Raw genomic sequence first — 23,428 nt, forward strand, 5'->3', positions numbered from 1 at the left:
GAGCGTTCATGGGGCCTTGTTGCAGGCACAGCGAAACGGGCCTGCGCAGCCGTTTTTGCCAAGCAGCCCGATGTTATACTGCTACCAAATCCCCTCTTCCGAGCATCTATGAAACTCATCGGTTCGAACACCAGTCCCTATGTGCGCAAGGTCCGCGTCGTGATGGCGGAAAAAAAGCTCGACTATTCCTTCGAGCTCGACAACGTATGGGCCGCCGAGACCCAGGTGCACCTGTCCAACCCGCTGGGCAAGGTGCCCTGCCTGGTCATGGAAGACGGCAGCGCCCTCTACGATTCGCGCGTGATCGCCGAATACCTCGATACCCTGACGCCCGTCTGCAAGCTGTTGCCGGCCAATGGCAACGGACGCGACCGTGCGGATGTGAAAGTCTGGGAAGCGCTGGCCGACGGTGTGCTCGATGCCGCCGTGCTGGTGCGCCTGGAAAAGACGCTGCGTCCACAAGAACAGCAGAGCCCGCAGTGGATCGCGCGCCAGCTGGGCAAGGTGCGGGCGGGGCTGGCCGTGATGGCGGAAAAACTCGGCGAGCAGCCTTTCTGCATGGGTAAATCGTATACCCTGGCGGATGTGGCCGTCGGCTGCGCGCTCGGCTGGCTCAGCTTCCGTTTCCCCGACATCGACTGGCGCACCGACCACCCGAACCTGGCGAAACTGCACGACAAGCTGGCTGAACGTCCTTCGTTCCGCGACACCGTGCCGTTCGAAGGATGAGCGCCGCAAACAAAGCCGTCGCCACGGTCGTCTTTGGCGAAGCCCTGGTCGACGACTTCGCCACCGAGCAGATCGTCGGCGGCGCGCCTTTCAACGTCGCGCGCCACCTGGCCGCCTTCATGGCGCCGCAACTGATGATCACGCGCGTCGGCGCCGACCACAATGGCGAGACCATCCGCGCCGAATTCGAGCGCTTCGCCATGTCGCAGGCCGGCCTGCAGCGCGACGCCATCGAGGAAACCGGACGCGTCATCGTCGAACGCAATCCGAAGGGACACCGCTTCGTCATCGTCCCGAACCAGGCCTACGACTACATCGCGCGCGAGGAAGCGCTGGAGGCCTTGAAATCGGTCGAGGCCGGCGCTTTCTATTTCGGCACCCTGGCCCAGCGCGGCGAACGTTCGCGCGGCACCCTGAAGGCGCTGCTGTCCGCCACGAATGCCACGCGCTTCCTGGATTTGAATTTGCGCGACGGCCAGGTCGACGAGCGCATCATCGCCGACGCCCTGCACGCGGCCGACATCGTCAAGCTGAACGAAGACGAATTGCAGGCCCTATTCGTCCGCTACTTCCAGCTCGGCCCGAACGATCCGCCGATGGCGGCCGACGAAACGCGTTCCGCCTGCGCCGCGCTGCTGCAGATGTTCGGCCTGCAGGCGCTGATCGTCACGCTGGGGCACCGCGGTTCGGTGTACTTCGGCGCCGGCGGCGTCACCATCGACACCCGCGACATACCCTCTCCGCCCTTCGTCATCGATACGGTCGGGGCAGGGGATGCCTTCTCGTCCATCTTCCTGCTCGGCCGCGCACGCGGCTGGCCGCTCGAGACGACGCTGGCGCGCGCCAACGAATTCGCCGGCGCGATCTGCGCGATTCCCGGCGCCGTGCCGCGCGACCTGGGTTTCTACGACCAGTGGATGACGCGCTGGCGTTGAATGGTTACACAGGCACCGGTAGGGTGGGCATGCCCACCCTACGTACGAATTAAAATCCGTAGTTCGCCCCGGCGCCCATCAAGGTCGCCATGCCAAGCCCCATAAAAATCACCGCCGCGATCCCGTGCACCAGCGCCACCGGAATCTTGTTGGCGATCCGCTCCCCGAACAGCACCGCCGGCACGTTCGCGATCATCATGCCCAGCGTGGTGCCCGCCACCACCGCCGCGATCTCGGTATAGCGCGCGGCCAGGGCCACGGTCGCGACCTGCGTCTTGTCGCCCATCTCGGCCAGGAAAAAGGCGAGCAGGGTCGTGGCGAACACGCCGAATTTCGGCAGCGCCGCTTCGGTCTCGTCGATATGGTCCGGAATCAGCGCCCAGATCGCCATCGCCAGGAAGGACAGGCCCAGTACCCAGCGCATTACGGTCGGGCCGAGCAGTTCGCTCACCAGGGCGCCGACGGCGGCGGCGAAAGCGTGGTTCAACAGGGTGGCGATGAAGATGCCGAGGATGATCGGCAGCGGCCGGCGAAAGCGGGCGGCCAGCAGGAAGGCGAGGAGCTGCGTCTTGTCGCCGATTTCAGCGAGGGCGACGATGCCGGTTGCAACGAGAAAGGCATCCATGGAGTAGCGAGGTAAAAGCGGCGGCAAAGGCGCGGATCATAGCAGAGTCGGCAATCAGGGAGCGCGTCAATACGCCGCGGGGCGCGGCCGGCCGGCGCTTTCCCCCTCACCGCCAGCGTGCTATTCTGCTCGCGCTTTCCCGCTCAGCCATTCGTCAATCACCATGAACACCCGCTCCCTCCTGCGCGCTACCGCCTGCGCCATCCTCGGCCTGCATGGCGCCAGCGCTTATGCACTCGACCCGCTGAGCTATGCCAACTACGACCAGGTCAAGACGCGTGCCCTGCACCTCGACCTGAAAGCCGATTTTACGAAGAAGACCCTGGCCGGCCACGCCGAACTGACGCTCGACTGGCTCGACCAGAACGCGCGCCGCCTCGACCTCGACACGCGCGAACTGCGCATCTCGAAGATCGAAGCGCTCGATGCGCGCGGCCGCTGGACGCCGGTCAAGTACAGTCTCGACAAGTTCGATGCGGAGAAGGGCCAGGCCCTGCACATCGACCTGCCGCAGCAGGCGCCCAAGGTACGCATCCACTACCGCACCGCGCCCACCGCCAGCGCGCTGCAGTGGCTCACCCCGGCGCAGACCCTGTCCGGCAAGCGCCCCTTCATGTTCAGCCAGTCGCAATCGATCAACGCGCGCTCCTGGGCGCCGGTTCAGGACACGCCCTCGGTGCGCTTCACCTATACGGCGCGCATCCAGGCACCCGAAGGCCTGCGCGTGGTCATGAGCGCCGATAACGATCCGAAGGCGACGGGCAAAGGCGGCTGGACCTTCACCATGCCGCAGCCGATTCCTTCGTACCTGCTGGCGATCGGCATCGGCGAACTCGAAGCGCGTACCCTGGGCGGACGCACCGGCGTCTACGCCGAGCCGAAGCGCATCGAAGCGGCCGCCTACGAACTGGCCGACACCGAGAAGATGGTCGCCGCCGCCGAATCGCTCTACGGTCCGTATCGCTGGGGGCGTTACGACATGCTGGTGCTGCCGCCTTCGTTCCCGATCGGCGGCATGGAAAATCCGCGCCTGACTTTCCTGACCCCGACCATGATCGCGGGCGACCGAAGCCTGGTCGACCTGATCGCGCACGAACTGGCGCACAGCTGGTCGGGCAACCTGGTCACCAACGCCTCGTGGAAGCACTGGTGGCTGAACGAAGGCTTTACGACCTACGTGACGACGCGCATCCTGGAAGTGCTGTACGGCGAAGAAGTCGCGACCATGAACCTGCAGCTCGAGCAGGAAGAGGCGATCGAGTCGCTCAAGGAGATCGCGCCTGAAAAACAGGCGCTGCTCACGCGCGACCTTGACACCGGCTCGAGCACCTATACCGACGAAGGCCTGGCCTATCCGAAGGGCGCCTGGCTGCTGCGCACGCTGGAGCAGCGCGCCGGCCGCGCCGTGTTCGATCCTTTCCTGCGCGGCTGGTTCGACGGCCACGCTTTCCAGAGCGTCACCACCGAGCAGTTCGTGGCCTACTTGCGCACCAACCTGCTGGCCAAGTATCCGCAGGTGATGAGCGAGGCGGAACTCGACGAATGGCTGCACGGCCCCGGCATCCCGGCCAGCGCGCAGTACGCGAAGTCGCAGCGCCTGGTGGCGCTGGATGCGAGCACCGCCGCCTGGCTGAAGGGCGAGCTGCCGACGTCGAAACTGGATACGAAAAACTGGACGGCACTCGAATGGATGAAGTTCTTGAACGACATCGACAACAAGGCCGATGCCGCGCGCCTGAAAGAGCTCGACGCCGCCTTCGGCCTGGCCAAGACCGGCAACGACGAAGTCGCCTTCCGCTTCTACCGCGCGGCGGTGCACGCCGGCTACCGCGAGGTGCGCCCGCAGATGCAGGCCTTCCTGCTGCGTGTCGGACGCCAGAAGTTCGTGGTGCCGCTGTACGCGGCGCTGCGCGCGAACCCTGAAGACCGAGCGTTCGCGGAATCCGTGTACAAGTCGGCGCGCGAGCGCTATCACCCCGAGACGCAAGGCAGCGTCGACAAGCAGATGGTCAAACAATAAAGGAACCGAAGAGTGCAACAGATGAAACGCATTGCAGCCGCGATCCTGATCGCGTTTTCCGCCAGCGGCGCTTACGCCGAGACGCCGGCAGCCGTCACCACCGCTCCTGCCGCAGCCCAGGCTTTCGACCTGGAGCAGGACGTCACCCGCACCATGAAGGCCTTCGACGTGCCGGGCATCGCCATCGCCGTCGTCAAGGACGGCAAGGTCATTGCCGCGCGCGGCTTCGGCGTGCGCAAGCTCGGCGAGCCGGCCAAGGTCGACGGCCAGACCCTGTTCGAGATCGCCTCGAACTCGAAAGCGTTTACGGCCGCCGCGCTGGCGATGCTGGTCGACGAAGGCAAGCTGAAATGGGATGACCCGGTGGTGAAACACCTGCCGGACTTCCAGATGTACGACGCGTACGTGACGCGCGAGATGACCGTGCGCGACCTGCTGACTCACCGCAGCGGCCTGGGTCTTGGCGCGGGTGACCTGCTGTGGTGGCCGACGACGAATTTCAGCACCGACGAGATCATCGAGCGCCTGCGCTACGTGAAGCCGGCGACGAGCTTCCGCAGCGCCTACGCCTACGACAACCTGCTGTACATCGTGGCCGGCAAGATCATCGCCCAGAAGTCCGGCAAATCCTGGGGCGACACGGTGCGCGAGCGCATCCTGAAACCGGTCGGCATGAACACGACCACCACCAGCCTGGCCGAGAATGAAGGTAATCCGAACGCCTCGAACGCGCACAGCAAGATCAACGACAAGATCGCCGCGGTGAAGTCGATGCCGGTGAATAACGCGGTCGGTGCAGTGGGCATCAACACCAACGCCGAGGACATCGCCAAGTGGATGAAGGTGCTGCTCGACGGCGGCCGCGTCGAAGGCGCCAAGGGCGCGGACGGCAAGGAGCTGCGCCTGTGGAGCGAAGCGCAGTCGCGCGAGATGTGGACCGCGCAGACGCCGATGAAGGTCAGCATTCCGAAGCCGCCGCTGGCCGCCACCAAGGCCAATTTCGCCGCCTACGGCCTGGGCTTCCAGCTGCGCGACTACAAGGGACAATTGGTGGCCATGCACGGCGGCGCGCTGCAGGGCTTTTATTCGCGCGTGCTCCTGGTGCCGGAATCGAAGCTGGGCATCGCCATCCTGACGAATGCCGAAAGCGGCGGCGCACTGAGCGCCCTGCAATACCGCCTGCTCGACCAGTACATGACCGGCAGCGCGCCGACCGACTGGATCAAGGCGATCGCCGACATCGAAGACGAAGCCCACGCCAAGGAACTGGCGCGCCTGAAGGGTGCATCGGCGACGCGCGTCGCCGCATCGAAACCCTCGCTTGACCTGTCCGCCTACGAAGGCCAGTACACCGACCCGTGGTACGGTGCCATGAACATTAAGCGCAACGGCAAGAAGCTGGTGCTCTCCTTTGCCCGCACGCCTGATTTGACGGGCGAGATGGAGCACTTCCAGCACGACACCTTCATCGTGCGCTGGAAGGAGCGTAACTTCAACGCCGACTCCTACGTCACCTTCGCGCTCGACCACGACGGCAGCATCGAGCACGTCAAGATGAAGGCGGTGTCCACCGAGACCGACTTCAGCTACGACTTCCACGATTTGCTGTTCACGCCGGTGAAGCCGGCGAAGGCGAAGCTGTAAAAAACGACGGGCCGCTGCATGCGGCCCGTTTTCCATTCGATCGCAATGCGTGGGCACGGGGCGCCCACCCTACCGGTTAAAACGTAGGGTGGGCGCCCCGTGCCCACCGCTCGCCGATCACTGCTTCACGAACTTGAGCGTCATCCGGTCGCTTTCTCCGATTGCCAGGTTCTTCTCGCGGTCCTTGTCCTTGTTCGCCAGGACCGGCGGCAGCGTCCACACGCCTTTTTCGTGATCCGCCTTATCCTTCGGATTGGCATTCACCTCCGACTTGCCGGCCAATTTAAAACCGGCGCTTTCGACCGTCTTGATGACCCAGGCTTCGTGCACATAGCCGCTCGAGGCCTCCTTGTCCTGCTTCATCGAGGCAGGCAAGCGGTGGTCCACCACGCCGAGCACGCCGCCCGGTTTCAGCACCTTGTGGATCTCTTTAAAAGTCGCCTTCAGCGACTCCTCGCCGTTGCCGACCCAGTTGTGCAGGTTGCGGAAGGTGAGCACCATGTCGACGCTGTTCGCCGGGGCGATCTCGTAACGGCTGGGCGGCTCGAACACGGCGGTGACCGCCTTGCCGTACAGGCCGGGATTGGCATCGAGCTTGGCGCGCAAGGCCATGCCGCCTTTCTTGTCGGGCGCGGCGCCGGCGCCGATGTACTTGCCCTTGTCGCGCAGGTAGGGGGCAAGGATCTCGGTGTACCAGCCGCCGCCCGGTACCAGTTCGACCACCGTCATGGTCGGCTTGATGCCGAAGAAGGTCAATGTCTCGTAGGGGTGGCGGTAGACGTCGCGCTTGGCGTTGTCGGCGCGGTGTTCGGAGGCGATGGCGGCCTTCAGGGCGTCGTCGGCCTGGACGGCATTAATAAAACCTGCGGCCAGGACTGCGGCCAGGATCAGTCGTTTCATGGAGTCTCCCTTGTCGGTTGTGGTCGCGCCGATGATCGAACAAGCCATCCGGACAGTCAAGCGAATCCGGGTGTGCGCCGCGGCACATGCATTGTCCGCGCACTGTCCGGAGCGGACAGCCGGACACCCTCCGGACAGCATCAGGACGCCCGGAAACCGCATGCCCGTGCCACGGTGCGGATGCGCTGCCGATGGTATGAAGATTGCCTATCCAAACGCCTGAGTTACTGATAATGTTTAACGGTTTGCCAGGCGTTTTACGCAGGGCAGGTCCGAGAATGCATATACATACGCGGCAGTGCCGGTGTGCGCGCCGCCCTAAGACGCAGGTTGAATTCAGGAGACACAATGGAACGTCGTACCTTTCTCAACATTAGCACCCTGGCCTTCGGCTCGATGCTCATTCCCGTCGCCGGCCGCGCGATCGCGGCCGAGGAGCTGCTCAGCCCCATGGCCGTCGCGGCGAAGAAGGCGCTGGCCGACACCGCGCTGAACGCCGCTACCAAGGCCGGCGCTTCCTACTGCGACGTGCGCATCGGCCGCTACCTGAACCAGTTCGTGACCACGCGCGACCTGAACGTGGAAAACGTCGTGAATACCGAATCGGCCGGCGTCGGCGTGCGCGTGATCTGCAACGGCGCCTACGGCTTCGCCGCCACCTCCGACATGACCCCGGACGGCATCGCCAACGCGGCGCGCCAAGCCGTCGCCATAGCGAAGGCGAATGCGAAACTTCAGACCGAGCCGGTGCAGCTCGCACCAGTCAAGGGCGTGGGCGAGGTGAGCTGGGCGACGCCGTACAAGAAGGACTGGAGGGCGGTGCCGATCAAGGACAAGGCCGACCTGCTGATCGCGGCAAACAAGGCCGGCATGGACAGCGGCGCCAACTTCATGCAGTCGATGCTGTTCCAGGTGAACCAGCAGAAGTATTTCGCCTCGACCGATGGGTCCTACATCGACCAGGACCTGCACCGCCTGTGGGCGCCGTTCAGCGCCACCGCGGTTGACAAGGCGACCGGCAAGTTCCGTTCGAGGCAAGGCTTGGGAGCTCCGGTCGGCATGGGCTACGAATATCTGGATGCGCGTCCGGAGCACAAGATCAAGGCCGCCGGCGGCGTCGCCACGCTCTACACCAACTCCTACGACATGATCGAGGACGCGCGCGCCGCCGGCCGCGACGCCAAGCGTAAACTCACCGCGAAGTCGGTCACCCCGGGCAAGTACGACCTGATGCTCTCGCCGGAACACCTGTTCCTGACCATCCACGAATCGGTCGGCCACCCGACGGAGCTGGACCGCGTGCTCGGCTACGAAGCCAACTACGCCGGCACCAGCTTCGCCACGCTCGACAAGTGGCAGTCGAAGAATTTCAAGTACGGCTCGCCGCTGGTGAACATCGTCGCCGACAAGACCACCCCGGGCTCGCTGGGCGCGGTCGGCTACGACGACGAAGGCGTGCGCTGCAAGCAGTGGGACATCATCAAGGACGGCGTGCTGGTCAACTACCAGGCCACGCGCGACCAGGCCCACATCATCGGCGAGAAGGAATCGCACGGCTGCTCGTATGCGGACTCGTGGAGCAATGTGCAGTTCCAGCGCATGCCGAACGTCTCGCTCAAGGCGGGCACGAAGAAAATGAGCCCGGACGACATGGTCAAGGGCATCAAGAAGGGCATCTATATCGTCGGCGACGGCTCGTTCTCGATCGACCAGCAGCGCTACAACTTCCAGTTCGGCGGCCAGCTGTTCTACGAGATCAAGGACGGCAAGATCGGACAAATGCTGGAAGACGTCGCCTACCAGGCCAACACCCAGGAATTCTGGAGCGCCTGTGCCGGCATCTGCGACGAGAAGGACTGGCGCATGGGCGGTTCCTTCTTCGACGGCAAAGGACAGCCGCCGCAGATCAGCATCGTCTCGCACGGTTCCTCGACCGCGCGCTTCAACGGCATCAACGTGATCAACACCGCCCGCAAGATCGGCTAAGGACGAACATGACCCTCCTGACCCAGGACCAAACGAAACGCATCTGCGACCGTGTGCTGTCGCTCTCGAAGGCCGACGAGTGCATCGTCAGCATCAACGGCAAACGCAACGGCAATATCCGCTTCGCACGCAACGCCGTCTCTACCGCCGGCCTGATCGACGACACCAGCATCACCGTGCGCGTCGCCTACGGCAAGCGCCAGGGCACGGCCACCATCAACGAATTCGACGACAAGTCGCTGGAAAAAGTCGTGCGCCGCGCCGAAGACCTGGCGCGCCTGGCGCCGGAAAACCCGGAGTTCATGCCGGCCGTGGCCAAGGCCCCGTTCAAGGCCTCGAATACCTTCGTCCAGAAGACCGCCGACATCGACCCCGAGATCCGCGCCCAGGCCGCCGCCTACAGCATCGAGGCCTGCCGCAAGAAGGGCCTGGTCGCCGCCGGCTTCCTGCTTGATACGACCTCGTTCGAGACGATCGCGAATTCGAACGGCGTGTTCGGCCACCAGGCCTCGACCTCGCTCGACTTTACCTGCACCATCCGCACCGAAGACGGCCGCGGTTCGGGCTGGGTCAAGCGCTCGGCGCGCGACCTGGCGCGCTTCGATCCGCGCGAAGCGGCCGACGTGGCCATCGAAAAGGCGCTGCGCTCGGTCGATGCGAAAGCGCTGGAGCCGGGCCGCTATACCGTCATCCTGGAGCCGGCCGCCACCAGCGACCTGCTCAACTACATGATGAACGGCTTCGATGCGCGCCGCGCCGACGAAGGCCGCAGCTTCCTCTCGAAAGCCGGCGGCAAGAATCGCCTGGGCGATAAACTGTTCGACCAGCAGGTGAATATCTGGGCCGACCCCTGGGATCCGAACGTGCCGGTGCTGCCCTGGGACGACAACATGCTGCCGCGCGAACGCCAGGAGCTGATCAAGGACGGCCGCATCAACGCGCTCGACTATTCCCTGTTCTGGGCCAAACAGAAGGGCCAGCGCGCCGTCGGCAGCCCGGGCAACGTGATCATGGGCGGCACCAACAAGAGCACGGCAGAGCTGATCGCCAACACCAAGAAGGGAGTACTCGTGACGCGCACCTGGTACATCCGCATGGTCGATCCGCAATCGGTCCTGCTGACCGGCCTGACGCGCGACGGCACCTTCTACATCGAGAACGGCAAGATCAAGCACCCGATCAAGAACTTCCGCTTCAACGAAAGCCCGGTCACGATGCTCAACAATATCGAGGAGATCGGCATGCCGGTGGTGCTCGGTGGCGACGAAGGGCCGAACCCGATGGTGATCCCGTCGATGAAAGTCAGGGATTTCAATTTCACCTCATTGTCCGACGCAGTGTAAGACCGGTAAGGTGGGCGGGTTCCCCGCCCACGCGTTCATCCGGCAGTGACGTGGCCGCAACGGCCATGATATGGAGAACAGATGGAACGACGTAGCTTCTTAAAAATCGGCGCCGGCACGGCGGGCGCCATGCTGGTCCCGGTGTTCGGCAACGCGATCGCGGCCGAAGACCTGCTCAACCCGATGGCAGTCAGCTTCAAGAAGCAGCTTGCCGACGCCGCCCTGAACGCGGCGACCAAAGCCGGCGCCTCCTACTGCGACGTGCGCATCGGCCGCTACCTGAACCAGTTCATCACGACGCGCGACCTGAACGTCGAGAACATCACGAACACCGAATCGACCGGCGTGGGCGTGCGCGTGATCGCCGGCGGCGCCTACGGCTTTGCCGCCACCAACAGCATGAACCCGGACGCCGTGGCCGCCGCGGCGCGCCAGGCCGTGGCGATCGCCAAGGCCAATGCCAAGCTGCAGACCGAGCCGGTTCAGCTGGCGCCGGTGAAGGGCGTGGGCGAAGTCGCCTGGGCCACGCCTTTTAAAAAGGACTGGCGCGCCGTGCCGGTGAAGGACAAGGCCGAGATGCTGATCGCCGCCAACAAGGCTGGCCTGGAAGCGGGCGCCAGCTTCATGACGGCGAACCTCTTCCAGATCAACCAGCAAAAGTATTTTGCGTCGACCGACGGCTCCTACATCGACCAGGACATCCACCGCCTGTGGGCGCCGATCAATGCCACGGCCGTGGACAAGGCGACGGGTAAATTCCGCTCGCGCGCCGGCCTTGGCGCCCCGGTCAGCATGGGCTACGAATACTTCGACGTCCAGCCTCAGCACAAGGTCAAGGCCGCCGGCGGCGTGACCACGCTCTATACCAAGTCCTATGACGTGATCGAAGACGCACGCCTGGCCGGCAAGCAGGCGCGCGAAAAGTTATCCGCCAAATCGGTCGAGCCGGGGAAGTACGACCTGGTGCTGGCACCGGAACACCTATTTTTGACCATCCACGAAGCCGTCGGCCACCCGACGGAACTGGACCGCGTGCTCGGCTACGAAGCCAACTACGCCGGCACCAGTTTTGCGACGCTCGACAAATGGCAGTCGAAGAACTTCAAGTTCGGCTCCGAGCGCGTGAATTTTATCGCCGACCGCACCAATCCTGGGTCGCTGGGCCTGATCGGCTACGACGACGAGGGCGTGCGCGCGAAAGAGTGGAACATCATCAAGGACGGCGTGCTGGTCAACTACCAGGCCACGCGCGACCAGGCCCACATCATCGGCGAAAAGGAATCGCACGGCTGCTCGTATGCGGATTCGTGGAGCAACGTGCAGTTCCAGCGCATGCCGAACGTGTCGCTGGCCGCCGGCAAGGCACGATTGAGCCCGGACGAGATGGTCAAGGATGTGAAAAAGGGTATCTACATCATCGGCCGCGGTTCCTATTCGATCGACCAGCAACGCTACAACTTCCAGTTCGGCGGCACGCTGTTCTACGAAATCAGGAACGGCAAGATCACCAATCCGCTGGAAGACGTGGCCTACCAGTCGAACACCCAGGAATTCTGGAACGCCTGCAGCGCCATCTGCGACGAGCGCGACTGGCGCATGGGCGGCTCCTTCTTCGACGGCAAGGGACAGCCGAGCCAGGTCAGTGCGGTCTCGCACGGCTCGAGCACCACGCGCTTCAACGGCATCAACGTGATCAACACCGCACGCAAGATCGCTTAAGGGATAAACGGGAAAAGACGATGAAACAGCTCAACAAGGAAGAAGCACAACGCATCTGCGAACGCGTCATCAAGTTCTCGAAGGCGGACGAGTGCAGCGTCGACATCACCGGCAAGCGCGAGGGCAACGTGCGCTTCGCGCGCAACAGCATCTCGACTGCTGGCCTGAACGAGAACATGGAGCTGACCGTGCAGGTCGCCTTCGGTAAAAAATCCGGCATCGCCCAGCTCAACGAATTCGACGACAAGTCGCTGGAAAAGGCGGTGCGCCGCGCCGAGGAACTGGCGCGCCTGGCGCCTGAAAATCCGGAATTCATGCCGGCCGTCGGCAAGCAAGACTACAAGACCTCGCCGACCTTTGCGCGCGCCACCGCCGAGATCGATCCAGAGTACCGCGCCCAGGTCGCCGCATACAGCATCGAAGCGGCGAAGAAGGCGGGCCTGGTCTGTGCCGGTTTCTTCAACGACGGCAAGCGCTTCAATGCAACCGCGAATTCGAACGGCGTGTTCGGCTTCCAGGAAATGACGGATCTCGCCTATACCTGCACCGTGCGCACCGAAGACGGGCGCGGCTCGGGCTGGGTCACGCGCTCGGCCACCGATGCGACACGCTTCGATGCACGCGAGGCGGCGGCCGTTGCCATCGAAAAGGCGCTGCGTTCGGTCGATGCGAAAGCGCTGGAGCCGGGCCGCTATACGGTGATCCTGGAACCGGCGGCGACCTCTGAAGTGCTGGGCAATATGTTCAGCTCCTTCAGCGCGCGCGATGCCGACGAGGGCCGCAGCTTCCTGACGAAAGCGGGAGGCAAGAACCGCCTGGGCGACAAACTGTTCGACGAGCAGATCAACGTCTGGGCCGACCCCTGGAATACGGACGTGCCGGTGCTGCCCTGGGACGGCCAATCCGGCCTGGCGCGCCAGCGCACCGACATCATCAAGAACGGCCGCATCGCCTCGCTCGACTATTCGCGCTACTGGGCGCAAAAGAAGGGCAAGGTCGCGACTGCGGGCCACGGCAACATGATCATGGCGGGCGGCTCGAAATCGCTGGAAGAACTGATCGCCTCGACCAAGAAGGGCGTGGTCGTGACCCGCACCTGGTACATCCGCATGGTCGATCCGCAGTCGCTGCTGCTGACGGGCCTGACGCGCGACGGCACCTTCTATGTCGAGAACGGCAAGATCAAGTACCCCATTAAAAACTTCCGCTTCAACGAGAGCCCGGTCACGATCCTGAACAACGTCGAGGAGCTGGGCAAGCCGGTGGTGATCGGCGGCGACGAAGTGCCTTACCAGATGGTGCTGCCGCCGATGAAGGTCCGCGATTTCAATTTCACCTCGTTGTCCGACGCGGTGTAAAGCCTTTGTAAGATGGCCCGTTTCGATTTTTACTTCACGCGCCTGCTGTACGAGTCGGGCGACTGGGATGTGGACGTGCGCATGCCCAGCAACGTGCTCAATTCGCTGGTCGAGTACACCACGCTGAAGGTGGACCCGGCCGAGCGGATGATCGCCTTGTCCGACCCGAAGGTGCTGGAGGCCCCGTTCTGCTACCTGGCGGGGCACAAGCTGGTGCAGTTCACGCCGCTGGAGCGCAAGAACTTCGAGCGTTACGTGCGCGGCGGCGGTTTTGTCTTCGTGGACGACTGCAACCACGACATCGACGGCCTGTTCGCCAAATCCTTCGAGGCCGAGATGGCGAAGATCTTCGGCGCCTCGGCGCTGCGCAAGATCCCGAACAACCATCCGATCTATTCGAGCTTCTTCAAGTTCGACGGCCCGCCGAATACCTCGGTGGAACTGAACGGCTGGGGCGACGACCTGGTGCACGAGTACCTGAAGGCGATCGAGGTCAAAGGCCGCGTGCGGGTGCTGTACTCGAACAAGGACTACGGCTGCGAGTGGGATTACGACTTCCGCAATAAGCGTTTTCTCGCGGTCGACAATACCCGCTTTGCGGTGAACATCATTCAATATGCGTTGGGAGCATGAAGTGGCGGAACGTGACACGGTAGCCTGGAGCGAGTCGGAAGTGGCCGACCTGGTGGCAAAGGTAGGGGCGCTGAAACAGAGCATGGCGCGCGTGATCATCGGCCAGGAGCAGGTGGTCGATTTGCTGGTTACGTGTCTGCTGGCCGGCGGCCACGCGCTGGTCGAGGGCGTGCCAGGACTCGGTAAAACGCTGCTCGTCAAATCGCTGGCCCAGGCCACCGACATGCAGTTCCGCCGCGTGCAGTTCACGCCCGACCTGATGCCCTCGGATATCGTCGGCACCGAGATCCTGGAAGAAGACCAGGCCACACGCCAGCGCTCCTTCCGTTTCCAGCCCGGCCCCGTGTTCACCCAGGTGCTGCTGGCCGACGAGATCAACCGCGCGCCGCCGAAGACCCAGTCGGCGCTGTTGGAAGCGATGCAGGAACGCGCCGTCACCTTCGCCGGCCAGACGCATGCGCTGCCGCGACCCTTCTTCGTGCTGGCCACGCAAAACCCGATCGAGCAGGCCGGCACCTATCCGCTGCCCGAAGCCCAGCTCGACCGCTTCCTGCTGCGCATCGACGTCGTCTATCCGAGCGAGGACGAGGAAGTCACGATGGTGGCGATGACGACCCAGTCGAGCCTGCAGGATGCCGAACCGGCGATGGATGTGAACACCCTGCTGCGCCTGCAGCAGCTGGTGCGCGACATCGCCATCGGTGAACACCTGGTGCGCTACGCGACGCGCCTGGTGCGCGCGACGCGTCCGCAAGAGACAACGGTCGCGGCCGTGAAGAAGCACGTCGGCTGGGGCGCCGGTCCCCGTGCCGGCCAGGCGCTGGTGCTGGCGGCCAAGGCGCGCGCCCTGATGGCGGGACGCCTGGCGGTCACGCGCGAGGACATCGGCGCGATGCTACTGCCGGTACTGGCGCACCGGGTACTGCGCAATTTCGAAGCCGAGGCGGATGGCGTGGCGATGGCCGACATCCTGCAGGCGATCCGCGCCGAGATCCGGGTCGATTGAATTGGCTTTAACCAGTTCCGCGCTGCTCGCGCATACGACCGACCTCGAACTCGTCATCCGGCACGTGCTGGCGGGCCTGGGGCAGGGCGTGCACGCCGGCCGCGAGCGCGGCGCCGGCGTCGAGTTCTCCGAATACCGCGCCTATGCGCCGGGCGACGAATGGCGGCGCGTCGACTGGAAGCTGCTCGCACGCGCCGACCGCTATTATGTGCGCGAGGCCGAGCGCGACAGCCACGTCGCCGTCTGGCTGCTGCTGGACGCGAGCGCCTCGATGGCGGAGCCGAGCCGCGCTATCCGCGGACTCGACAAGCTGGCCTATGCGCGCACGCTGCTGGCCTGTATTGCCGCGATCGCGCAGCGCCAGGGTGACGCCTTTGGCCTCGCGGTGCTTTCGAATGGCCGCTTGCAGTTCGTGCCCGCCGCGCGCGGGCCGCGCCAGCTGCAGCGGATCCTGGCAAAGCTGCAGGCCGTGCAGGCCGAAGGCGCGCTGCCCGATGCGGAAACACTGAAGAGCGGCTTGCGCTTTGCCGGCTCGCCTTCTCTCATCTTCGCCGCCACCGATTTCCTCGACTGGCCATCGAGCCTGTCGGAAGCCCTGGTACGCCTGCGCCACATGCGCCACGACGTGCGCGCCGCCTGCCTGCAGACCGAAGCCGAGATCACCGGCGGTTTCGACAGCGGCCCGGCCTACCGCGACCCGGAACAGGAAACTGCCGTCTTCCGCTTCGGTGCCGACCTGCGCGAAGACTATTTACGCAATCGTGCCCGGCATTTCGATACCGTGAGCGGCACGCTGCGCGCGCATGACGTGCCGCTCGTGAACGCGCAGATCGAACAGCCACCGGGCGAGGTGCTACGCGCCTGGCTGCGCCAGGGAGACCGTCGATGACCAGCCTCTGGTGGTTCGCCTTGCCCGTCCTGCTCCTGCCCATCTGGTGGCACCGCAAGAAGCGGGTGCAAGTAAAAGCCGAGCCGCTCGCCAGCGCACGTTTCCTGCCGCGCACCGAGCCACGCCAGATGCGGGTGTGGCGCTGGTCGGACGTACTCTTGCTGGTCGTGCGCTGCCTGCTGCTGGCCTGCGCGATCGCCTGGCTGGCCGATCCCGTCTTCCCCTGGCGCGGCGATACGGTGGTCGTCGCCGAAGGCAGCGATGCGCGCTGGGTCGAGCGTGAAGTGCAAGCGGCCGGCTACGGCGCCGCCGCGCGCATGCCGCTGCCGGCGCAGGAGGCGCTGGGCTGGATCCGTACTCACGAGCGCGAGCTCAGGCCGGATGCGCGCCTGCTGGTGCTGGGAGATATCCCGATGCCGGCCACGCTGCCGCAGTTCCGCCGCCCTGTCATGCTGCGCACGCAGGCGGAACCAATACGCCCCGTCGAGACGCACGTTGCGATCTTCAGCACGCGCACCCCCGAATGGCGGCGCCTTTTCTCCGCGCTCGACGGACCGCTGCGCGTCGTGGTCGACGCCAGGCCGGGCCCAAAGACGGAACTGATCGTCTGGGACCTGCCGGAGGCACCGCCGGCCGGGCTGCGCGCGCCGCTGTGGTGGACTACCGACACCGGCGCCTTCACCGAGCTGGCCCAATCGAAAGCCGTCGCCGGCATCCGTTACGCCGACGGCGCCCGTGGCCGCGTCTGGGCCTCGACCGCCTGGCCGCCGGGCGATCCCGCCGCCGCCCGCGCGCTGCTCGACACCTGGCGCGAACTGCACTACGGTCCCGCGCCTTATACGGCGCCGCCGCTGGACCTTGCCGCCACCAATGCACCCGCACGCGGCTACGCCAGCGGCGCGTTGCGCGCCTTCCTGCTGTGGGGACTGGTGGCCCTGTTTGCTTTAGAGAGGATGTTGACCCATGCCCGGCGCCGCTGACATCGCAAGCCGCCTGTGGCGCGCGGCCCTGTTGCGGCGCCTGCCGCTGTGGGTGCTGGGTACGCTGCCCTGGCTGAGCCTGCGCCTGCTGCCCGGCCTGCTGGCCTGGGTCGCCTGGTGCATGTGGGATGGTGCGCGCCTGCGCCAGAAGGTGGTCAATGGCTGGACCGGCTGGCTGGACGCGGGCGTGCCGAGCCTGGAAGACAGCAGCGCCTTGCTGGTCGAGGCCGACACGCCTTTGGCCCAGCTGCAGCGTCAGCGCCTGCTGGCCCGGCTCGACGCCCTCGATGCGCCGGCCGTCCGCCGCGTCGTGCGTCCCCACATCGGCACCGGTTTTACCTGGCTGCTGCCCTGGCTGGCGCTGGCGGCCATTGCCTGGTTCCTCGGACAGAAACCGCCTGCCGGTGCGCAAGCGGTCGTGCCGGCCGCGCCAAAGGCAGCCGTGCCGGTCGTGCCGCAACTGAACGTGAGCGCCACGCCGCCGGCCTACACGGGCGCGGCCGCCAGCAGCGGCGCGCCGCGCGACCTGGCCCTGCCGGCAGGCGGCGTCGTCGCCTGGTGCCTGAAGAACCCGGAAGCAGGGGAGACGACACTGGAGCTGAGCGACGGCCGCAAGCTCGCGGTGGGCAAGCAGTGCGCCACGTTGAACGCCACCGAATCCCTGTTCTGGCGCTGGCGCGGCGCGCGCTACACCATCAAGGTCACGCCGGACGCGCCACCGACGATCACGATCACCCAGCCGTCCCAGATGGTGCAGGAACTGAAAACCGGCGCCACTGCGGCCGCGATGGCTTTATCGGTGCAGGACGACTACCGCGTGCAGCGCGCCACCCTGCACCTGACGCTGGCGCGCGGCAGCGGAGAAAACATCAAGTTCACCGACCGCGAAATGCCGCTGCCGGCCTCGAGCAATCCGCGCCTGCGCAACTGGGCCAAGACCTGGACCTTGACGGAGCTGGGCATGGAACCGGGCGACGAGCTGTATTTCTTTGTGCGCGCGGTCGACAACGCGGCGCGCCCGCACACGGTGCAATCGCCGACCTACACGCTGCGCCTGCCGGCGCCCGAGGTCGAGGACCAGGAAGAGACCGCGGCCATGCCGGTGCTGGTCAAGCCGCAAAGCCTGCGCAGCCAGCGCCAGATCATCATCGACACCGAACAGCTGATCGCCGACATGAAGTCCACGCGCATGAGTGCGGAGGAAGTGCGCGAGCGCAGCGAGGCGATCGCCGCCGACCAGGGCCAGCTGCGCCGCCGCTACGGCCAGTTCCTGGGCGAGGAGTCGAGCCTGTTCGGCGGCGAGGAGGAACACGAGGAGCACGAGGCCGAGGGCGGCGAGATGGACGTGCTGCACCAGTTCGGCCACGCCCACGACGAGGCGGAGAACGCGACCCTGTACGACGAGGGCACGAAAAAAATCCTGCGCCGCGCGCTGGTGGCGATGTGGGACGCCGAAAAGGCCCTGCGCGCGATCACCCCGAAGACGGCGCTCGCGCCCGAATACAAGGCGCTGGATGCGATCAAGGAGCTGCAGCAGGCCGACCGCATCTACCTGCATAAAACCGCCTTCGTGCCGCCGCCGATCAAGGAAGCGATCCGCATGACGGGCGACGTGGTCGGCGCGGCCAGCTATGCGCGCGAGCAGGGCGGCAGCGAGGAAGGCATTCCCGCCCGCCTGCGCGAACTGGTCACGGCCCTGTCGGGGGACGGCGCGCTGCCCGCCCTGTGGACGCGCACCGCCCACGACTGGGTAAGTGAACGCCTGCAGGACGACGAACAGCGCCTGGCCGCCCAGCGCGCGATCCAGGACGTGCTCGACGGCTGCCTGCGCTGCCGTCCCGCGCTGCGCGCCTGGCTGCGCGCCGGGATCAGGGAGGCGCCGGTGCTGCTGCAGGCGCAACCGGTCACGCGTACGCCGTTTACCCGCGCCTGGACTGAAGGAGGCGCCAAATGATCCTGGCAATTGGACTGATCGGCGTGGCCAGCGTGCTGCTGTACCTGTGGCGGCGGCGTTTCCTTGATGCGCTGCTGGCGCTGGTCGCCAGCGCGGCACTGGCGCTGCTCGCCGTCGAACTGACCCTGCCGGGCGAATCGGGCGGTACGCTCGCGATCGACCCGCGCAATCCTCCGGTCTCGCTGGCAGGCGTACGCAGCCTGAGCCTGACTGGCGACGGCCTGCGCGCCGCGCAGTGGGCGGATTTGCCGGCGCGGCCGCTGGCCTGGAACGCACCAAGTACGGCGGCGCTGCGCCTGGACTTCCCGCGCCGGCTGGCGCTGGGCCGCCTGTTCACGCTGACGCTCGACCCCGGAACCGAAGCAGAGCGGCGCCTGCAGCTGCTGGCCGAGAATGGCCAGTTACTGGCCGAGACGCGCGGCAGCGGCAAGCTGGCGCTGTCCTGGCTGCCGCCCTTGGCCGAAACCCTGGTCCTGAAGGCGCGCCTGCTCGACGAAAAAAACAGCGTGCTGGCCGAGGGACCGGTGCCGCTGGCGGTGAGCGAAGCGCGTCCGCTCGCGGTACGCGGACGCTTCAGCGCTCCCTCCTTCGACCTGCGCGTGCTGAACGACTTGCTGGTGCAGAGCCGCGCGCTGGTCGACTGGCAGGTCGCGCTCGGTAAAACCGTCACCCGCAGCGAGCGTGCACGCGAACACATCGAGAAGCCCGACCTGCTGGTGATCGACGCCGCCTGGTTCGAACGCGCCGCGGCGCCTGCGCGGGCAAGCCTGCTGGAACAGGTCAGCCAGGGCGCCGCGCTGCTGGTATTAGGTGTGAACGCGAACGATGCCGGCGTCTGGTCGCGCAGTATGCAGCTGCCGCTGCAGGCACAGCCTGCCGACAAGCTGACCGCCGGCCCGCTGGCGCTGCCCGTGGCACCACTTGCCCCAGGCACGCGGGTCGCGGGTGCCTGGACCGGCCAGGACAACGCCGTCTGGGCGCGCCAGTGGGGGAAAGGACGCATCGGCTGGCTCGGCGCCGCCGACTGGCATCGCCTGGCGATCGCCGAGCCGCGCGCGCTGGCCCTGTGGTGGCAGGGCGTGCTGGACGCCGTGCGAGTCGAGCGCGCCGAGGAAGTGCAATGGCTGGCGCCGCGCGAGATGCCGCTGCCCGGCCAGCGCCTGGAAGTGTGCGCCCTCGGCGTGCGCGGCAAAGTGCGCTTCCCTGAGCTGAACCTGGTCCGCGACTGGCAGCGCCGCCCGGACCGCGCCGACGCTTCCTGCGTCGCCGTCTATCCGCGCGCGCCGGGCTGGCTGCGGATAGAGACGCAGGGCAGCCAGCCGACGCGCGCCGAGGTGTACGTGTACGCGCCCCAGGATTGGCCGCAATGGCAGGCCACCGAGCGCCGCGACGCCACCGCCCGCTACGCGGCGCGCACCCCGGCGCCTGCGGCCGCGACGCGGCGGGTGCTGCCGCTATGGCCGTTCGCCCTGCTGTTCGGACTGGCCATGCTCGGCCTTTGGTGGCGCGAGCGGCGCTGAAGCCGCCAATGCTAGGCGCGGAAGTCGTCGAGCGTCTTACCGTTTGCCAGCCCGTTGATCATCCACCTGGGCTGGCGGCCGTGCCCGGCCCAGGTCTGCGAGCTGTCGGCGGGGTTGCGATAGCGCGGAACCGATTTCCTTGCCTGTTTGCCGATCGACCCGGCCGCCAGCTCGTCCACCGACAGGCCGACGTTGTTGGCAATCGCGAGAATTCGCCGGCGCGCCTCTTTCATGTCGTCCTGGCGGCGGCGCGTGATCTCCTTGTCGACCTTATGGCGCAGCGTCCTGAGTTCCGCGAGCGTGTAGTGCGAGAGATCTGTCTGCAACATGATTGGCTCTCCTTTCTGCGCTTGACCGCAAGGCGCCACCAGGGAAGGGCGACGCCTTGCGTTTCTCCTTTATGGAGTCGGACGCGCGATCCAGGTGACGCGGCCCGTGCCGACCGCCGCGCCGGCCGTCGCGTCTTCGCCCAGGTACAGGACATTGCTGGTCCCGATGGTGCCGACGCCGACGGCCGTGATGCCGTTCGCACCGCTGCTCAGCGTGGTCGTGCCGAGCGCCGGCTGGGACGGCTGATAGCGGTACACGGCTGCTGAATCGGCCAGGTACAGGTACGGACCGTCCGCCGTCACGAAGACCGGCGTCGTCACGCTCACGCCCTGCAAGGCGCTTGCCCTGCAGCCGCCGGCGCAGGTAGACGCACCGGTAATGCGTGTCATCCCGGTATCCTCGGCCAGGTACAGGGCGTTACCGATGAATGCCATCGCGGGTGGACCGGCGCGGCCGGCGGCGTTACCGACCGTCTCGGCCCGCGCCACACCCGGCTTGATGCGGACGATGGTATTGGTCTTCTTGCTCGACACGTACAGCCAGCCGTTCGGGCCCAGGGCCACCGCCTGCGGCCGGTTGCCGCCCAGTCCGGCGTTCGGCGCGACCACCGAGATCGAGGCGATCCGGCCTTTCCGGTAAACGTACTCGTAGACGCCGCGGCTGCTCGAGGCGATGTCCGGAACATAGAAGGCGCCCGCGTTCGGATCGTCCAGCTGCGGGGCCGGAACGAAGATGGCCTGGGCCGGCGAGACGGCGCCGCCCACGACACAGGTGTTCTGGTCGATTGCGCCCGCCTCGATACGGCACACGCCGAGGGTATGGTCGGATACCCACAGCTCGGTGCCGACCTGCATCAGCGCCGCCGGGTTGGTCGCCCCGGCTGCCAGCAGTGTCGCGCCGGACGGCAGCGGCGCGGGCGGCTCGGCTCCGCCGCCGCCACCGCCGCCACCGGTTCCGGTGCAGGCCGGCGGGGCGGCGCTGTCCCATGTCGTCTTGTAGACCGAGGCGCGCAGGATCTGGTTGCCTGCCGTCGGATCGTCGGCGGTGTAGAGGATACTGCTGGCGCCCTCGGCGGCAGCGCCCAGCGCGCTGATGTTGATGAAGCCGCTCGCCAGCCGCACCGAGCATTGCTCCGCCGGCAGATAGCGGTAGGCGCCGCTCAGGCTGGCCACGTACAGCGAGCTGCCGTCGCTGGTGGCATAGACCGGAGCGGGCACACCCACGCCCTGGGATGCGACCGCGCGGCAACCGGTGGCGCAATTGCGTGCGCTGTTGATGTGGCTGAGGCCGCCCGCTTCCGCCAGGTACAGGGTTTCGCCGACGAAGGCCATGGCCGGCGGACCGCCGCCGATCGCCGCGCCAAAGGTCTCGACCACGCCGGTAGCGGGCCGGATCCGCTTCAGCGTGCCGTTTCTCTTGAACGAAACATACACCTTGTTGTCGGGACCGAATGCCACGGCCAGCGGCCGGTCCGCGCCAAGGTTCGCTGTTGGCGCCAAGACGCTCACGTTGGTGATTTGCCCACCCCGGTAGTTGTACTGGAACACGCCCTGGCTTTTCGACGACAGGTCGGGAACATAGAACACCCCGGCATCGGGAAAGTTGACCGTCGGATTCGGCCTGAACACGGCCTGGCCCGGCGCGACCGCGCCGCCGAGGACACAGCTGTTCTGGTCGATCGCGCCATTGACGAGCTTGCAGAAACCCATGGTGTGGTCGGATATCCACAAACTGGTCCTGGCATCGACAACTGCTGAAGGCATGGTGGCGCCGGTGGCGAACAGGCTGGCGCCGACGGGTTCGGCCGACGCGGGCAGGGCAAGCGCCACTGCCGCCAGTACGGCCGCCCGCGGGACCTGCCGTACCGGTCCGTGCGAACGCGCGGCCTTGGTTGGCCCGCCTTGTGCGGCCGGGCCGGCTACGGTGCCGGCGGTATTGACATCGATTGTCTCGTGATTGGTTTTCATCGCTCTCTCCATCTCGTTCAATGCATCCCTACGCAATCGGTACGTGTCCGCTGCGTGTTTTTCCGGACAGCTCTTGCATACCGGTGTACCGCTAACTGTTTTCCATACGCGCTCCTGATGGCTGGCCGCATGGAAGTCCCCTGCCTTGCGCCGGCGGCCGGCGCAAAGTGGTCCCTCACGCGAGTGGACGTGACAAACCCGCAACAGGACGGCGTCCTGTTCGATGCTTCGATGTGGTGTCGGGCAGACCCTGCGTGGCCGGTGCGCCGGCGGGTCAGGCCATTTCCTCGATCGACCGGACGATCTGGTGGGTCGCGGACAGGGCCGGCATCATGCACCAGCGCTCAATCCGGTCGTTCCCGATGCTGAGCATGCCCGTATGCCGGAACACGTCCGCATCGGCGTCGGGATCGGTGTCGTAGAAACCCAGCTTGCGGCGGACCTTTTCCATGTGGGCGCGGGCCCCGGTCAGGAAGGTCCAGCCCGGACCGATGCCATAGCGTTGCATATAGGCGCGCAAGGCAGCGGGAGGATCGAGTTCTGGTAATAGGCTGAGGGACACAAAATGGATATCCCGGCCGACACGGTCGCCCAGCGCTTTCTGAACTTGCAGCAAGCTCGCCGTATTGGCAGGACAAATGCTGGTGCAAGCGGTGTACATCATGTTGACGACGACGACCTTGTTATGAATGAGGTCCTCGTAGAACCTGACTTTCTTGCCCTCGTGATCGAGGAACATGGTATTTGTGAAGTACCGTTCGCGCGAATCCGTTTGCGCGTGCCGGTTTGCTTCCCATGCCGTGGTCGAAGCGGCCACTGCCGATGTCGCGGCGCTGGCAAGCAAGGTCAGTAATGTCGATCGTTTCGAATTCATGTTGTCTCTCCCCCTG

The 23,428-nt window shown here is 65.8% G+C and carries 19 protein-coding genes; 14 read left to right on the forward strand and 5 right to left on the reverse strand.

The genetic code is table 11. The annotated features are described in order from the left end of the window. Positions 1-108 precede the first annotated feature (108 nt). Complete coding sequence (locus tag C2862_RS19610) at positions 109-729, forward strand: glutathione S-transferase C-terminal domain-containing protein (RefSeq protein WP_136221826.1); 621 nt, start codon at positions 109-111, stop codon at positions 727-729. Beyond that, a complete protein-coding gene (locus tag C2862_RS19615) occupies positions 726-1,664 on the forward strand; it encodes a PfkB family carbohydrate kinase (RefSeq protein ID WP_136221827.1) in 939 nt (312 codons plus the stop codon). Before C2862_RS19610 ends, C2862_RS19615 begins: the two co-directional genes overlap by 4 nt. 49 nt (positions 1,665-1,713) lie before the next feature. On the opposite strand, the gene C2862_RS19620 is transcribed toward C2862_RS19615, so the two are convergent. Further along, entirely contained in the window at positions 1,714-2,289 is a 576-nt protein-coding gene (locus C2862_RS19620; protein WP_136221828.1) for a TMEM165/GDT1 family protein, read from the reverse strand. A 163-nt stretch (positions 2,290-2,452) separates the two neighbouring features. Here C2862_RS19620 and C2862_RS19625 point away from each other — a divergent pair, with 163 nt between their 5' ends. After that, the gene (locus C2862_RS19625) at positions 2,453-4,309 is read left to right on the forward strand and encodes a M1 family metallopeptidase (RefSeq protein WP_136221829.1); all 1,857 of its coding nucleotides are present in this window, start codon (positions 2,453-2,455) and stop codon (positions 4,307-4,309) included. 21 nt (positions 4,310-4,330) lie between these two features. Further along, positions 4,331-5,953: a serine hydrolase gene (locus C2862_RS19630; RefSeq protein WP_136221830.1), complete on the forward strand. Its 1,623-nt coding sequence runs from the start codon at positions 4,331-4,333 to the stop codon at positions 5,951-5,953. Between the two features lie 117 nt (positions 5,954-6,070). Here C2862_RS19630 and C2862_RS19635 read toward each other — a convergent pair whose 3' ends face one another. After that, the gene (locus tag C2862_RS19635; protein ID WP_136221831.1) at positions 6,071-6,853 is read right to left on the reverse strand and encodes a class I SAM-dependent methyltransferase; all 783 of its coding nucleotides are present in this window, start codon (positions 6,851-6,853) and stop codon (positions 6,071-6,073) included. A gap of 348 nt (positions 6,854-7,201) precedes the next feature. Here C2862_RS19635 and C2862_RS19640 point away from each other — a divergent pair, with 348 nt between their 5' ends. From C2862_RS19640 to C2862_RS19685, 10 genes are all read left to right on the forward strand, one after another. Continuing rightward, a complete protein-coding gene (locus C2862_RS19640; RefSeq protein ID WP_136221832.1) occupies positions 7,202-8,839 on the forward strand; it encodes a TldD/PmbA family protein in 1,638 nt (545 codons plus the stop codon). 8 nt (positions 8,840-8,847) lie between these two features. Continuing rightward, complete coding sequence (locus tag C2862_RS19645) at positions 8,848-10,182, forward strand: TldD/PmbA family protein (RefSeq protein WP_136221833.1); 1,335 nt, start codon at positions 8,848-8,850, stop codon at positions 10,180-10,182. Between the two features lie 81 nt (positions 10,183-10,263). Next, positions 10,264-11,901 (forward strand): TldD/PmbA family protein, encoded by a 1,638-nt coding sequence (locus C2862_RS19650; protein WP_136221834.1) that lies wholly within the window; start codon positions 10,264-10,266, stop codon positions 11,899-11,901. A 20-nt stretch (positions 11,902-11,921) separates the two neighbouring features. After that, positions 11,922-13,259, forward strand: a complete 1,338-nt coding sequence (locus C2862_RS19655) for a TldD/PmbA family protein (protein WP_136221835.1) — start codon at positions 11,922-11,924, stop codon at positions 13,257-13,259. 12 nt (positions 13,260-13,271) lie between these two features. Beyond that, positions 13,272-13,892: a DUF4159 domain-containing protein gene (locus tag C2862_RS19660; RefSeq protein ID WP_136221836.1), complete on the forward strand. Its 621-nt coding sequence runs from the start codon at positions 13,272-13,274 to the stop codon at positions 13,890-13,892. Between the two features lies 1 nt (position 13,893). Beyond that, positions 13,894-14,898, forward strand: coding sequence for a MoxR family ATPase (locus tag C2862_RS19665; protein WP_229467519.1), 1,005 nt, complete (start codon positions 13,894-13,896; stop codon positions 14,896-14,898). A gap of 1 nt (position 14,899) precedes the next feature. Further along, a complete protein-coding gene (locus tag C2862_RS19670; RefSeq protein WP_136221838.1) occupies positions 14,900-15,787 on the forward strand; it encodes a DUF58 domain-containing protein in 888 nt (295 codons plus the stop codon). Then, on the forward strand, positions 15,784-16,767 hold the full coding sequence (locus C2862_RS19675; protein ID WP_136221839.1) for a BatA domain-containing protein: 984 nt from the start codon (positions 15,784-15,786) through the stop codon (positions 16,765-16,767). The genes C2862_RS19670 and C2862_RS19675 overlap by 4 nt, the downstream gene beginning before the upstream one ends. After that, positions 16,751-18,721 carry a DUF4175 family protein gene (locus C2862_RS19680; protein ID WP_136221840.1) on the forward strand — a complete coding sequence of 657 codons (1,971 nt, stop codon included), beginning with the start codon at positions 16,751-16,753 and terminating at the stop codon, positions 18,719-18,721. Before C2862_RS19675 ends, C2862_RS19680 begins: the two co-directional genes overlap by 17 nt. Continuing rightward, positions 18,718-20,241, forward strand: coding sequence for a hypothetical protein (locus C2862_RS19685; protein WP_136221841.1), 1,524 nt, complete (start codon positions 18,718-18,720; stop codon positions 20,239-20,241). Before C2862_RS19680 ends, C2862_RS19685 begins: the two co-directional genes overlap by 4 nt. An 11-nt stretch (positions 20,242-20,252) precedes the next feature. Here C2862_RS19685 and C2862_RS19690 read toward each other — a convergent pair whose 3' ends face one another. The 3 genes from C2862_RS19690 to C2862_RS19700 form a co-directional block, all read right to left on the reverse strand. Further along, positions 20,253-20,570 carry an H-NS family nucleoid-associated regulatory protein gene (locus C2862_RS19690; protein WP_136221842.1) on the reverse strand — a complete coding sequence of 106 codons (318 nt, stop codon included), beginning with the start codon at positions 20,568-20,570 and terminating at the stop codon, positions 20,253-20,255. Between the two features lie 69 nt (positions 20,571-20,639). Next, the gene (locus C2862_RS19695; RefSeq protein ID WP_136221843.1) at positions 20,640-22,538 is read right to left on the reverse strand and encodes a hypothetical protein; all 1,899 of its coding nucleotides are present in this window, start codon (positions 22,536-22,538) and stop codon (positions 20,640-20,642) included. 274 nt (positions 22,539-22,812) lie between these two features. Then, entirely contained in the window at positions 22,813-23,412 is a 600-nt protein-coding gene (locus C2862_RS19700) for an SCO family protein (RefSeq protein ID WP_229467520.1), read from the reverse strand. Between the last annotated feature and the right edge of the window lie 16 nt (positions 23,413-23,428).

This window comes from Massilia sp. Mn16-1_5 (genome assembly GCF_004798585.1).
In the GTDB taxonomy this organism is placed as follows: Bacteria; Pseudomonadota; Gammaproteobacteria; order Burkholderiales; family Burkholderiaceae_D; genus Telluria.

What these genes read in the sequence shown, in the direction of transcription:
- C2862_RS19630 (WP_136221830.1), top strand. Translation starts at nt 4,331, where the DNA reads ATGAAACGCATTGCAGCCGCGATCCTGATCGCGTTTTCCGCCAGCGGC.
- C2862_RS19660 (WP_136221836.1), top strand. Translation starts at nt 13,272, where the DNA reads ATGGCCCGTTTCGATTTTTACTTCACGCGCCTGCTGTACGAGTCGGGC.
- C2862_RS19635 (WP_136221831.1), bottom strand. Translation starts at nt 6,853, where the DNA reads ATGAAACGACTGATCCTGGCCGCAGTCCTGGCCGCAGGTTTTATTAAT.
- C2862_RS19675 (WP_136221839.1), top strand. Translation starts at nt 15,784, where the DNA reads ATGACCAGCCTCTGGTGGTTCGCCTTGCCCGTCCTGCTCCTGCCCATC.
- C2862_RS19700 (WP_229467520.1), bottom strand. Translation starts at nt 23,412, where the DNA reads ATGAATTCGAAACGATCGACATTACTGACCTTGCTTGCCAGCGCCGCG.
- C2862_RS19690 (WP_136221842.1), bottom strand. Translation starts at nt 20,570, where the DNA reads ATGTTGCAGACAGATCTCTCGCACTACACGCTCGCGGAACTCAGGACG.
- C2862_RS19640 (WP_136221832.1), top strand. Translation starts at nt 7,202, where the DNA reads ATGGAACGTCGTACCTTTCTCAACATTAGCACCCTGGCCTTCGGCTCG.
- C2862_RS19650 (WP_136221834.1), top strand. Translation starts at nt 10,264, where the DNA reads ATGGAACGACGTAGCTTCTTAAAAATCGGCGCCGGCACGGCGGGCGCC.
- C2862_RS19610 (WP_136221826.1), top strand. Translation starts at nt 109, where the DNA reads ATGAAACTCATCGGTTCGAACACCAGTCCCTATGTGCGCAAGGTCCGC.
- C2862_RS19625 (WP_136221829.1), top strand. Translation starts at nt 2,453, where the DNA reads ATGAACACCCGCTCCCTCCTGCGCGCTACCGCCTGCGCCATCCTCGGC.
- C2862_RS19655 (WP_136221835.1), top strand. Translation starts at nt 11,922, where the DNA reads ATGAAACAGCTCAACAAGGAAGAAGCACAACGCATCTGCGAACGCGTC.
- C2862_RS19620 (WP_136221828.1), bottom strand. Translation starts at nt 2,289, where the DNA reads ATGGATGCCTTTCTCGTTGCAACCGGCATCGTCGCCCTCGCTGAAATC.
- C2862_RS19615 (WP_136221827.1), top strand. Translation starts at nt 726, where the DNA reads ATGAGCGCCGCAAACAAAGCCGTCGCCACGGTCGTCTTTGGCGAAGCC.
- C2862_RS19645 (WP_136221833.1), top strand. Translation starts at nt 8,848, where the DNA reads ATGACCCTCCTGACCCAGGACCAAACGAAACGCATCTGCGACCGTGTG.
- C2862_RS19695 (WP_136221843.1), bottom strand. Translation starts at nt 22,538, where the DNA reads ATGAAAACCAATCACGAGACAATCGATGTCAATACCGCCGGCACCGTA.
- C2862_RS19680 (WP_136221840.1), top strand. Translation starts at nt 16,751, where the DNA reads ATGCCCGGCGCCGCTGACATCGCAAGCCGCCTGTGGCGCGCGGCCCTG.
- C2862_RS19685 (WP_136221841.1), top strand. Translation starts at nt 18,718, where the DNA reads ATGATCCTGGCAATTGGACTGATCGGCGTGGCCAGCGTGCTGCTGTAC.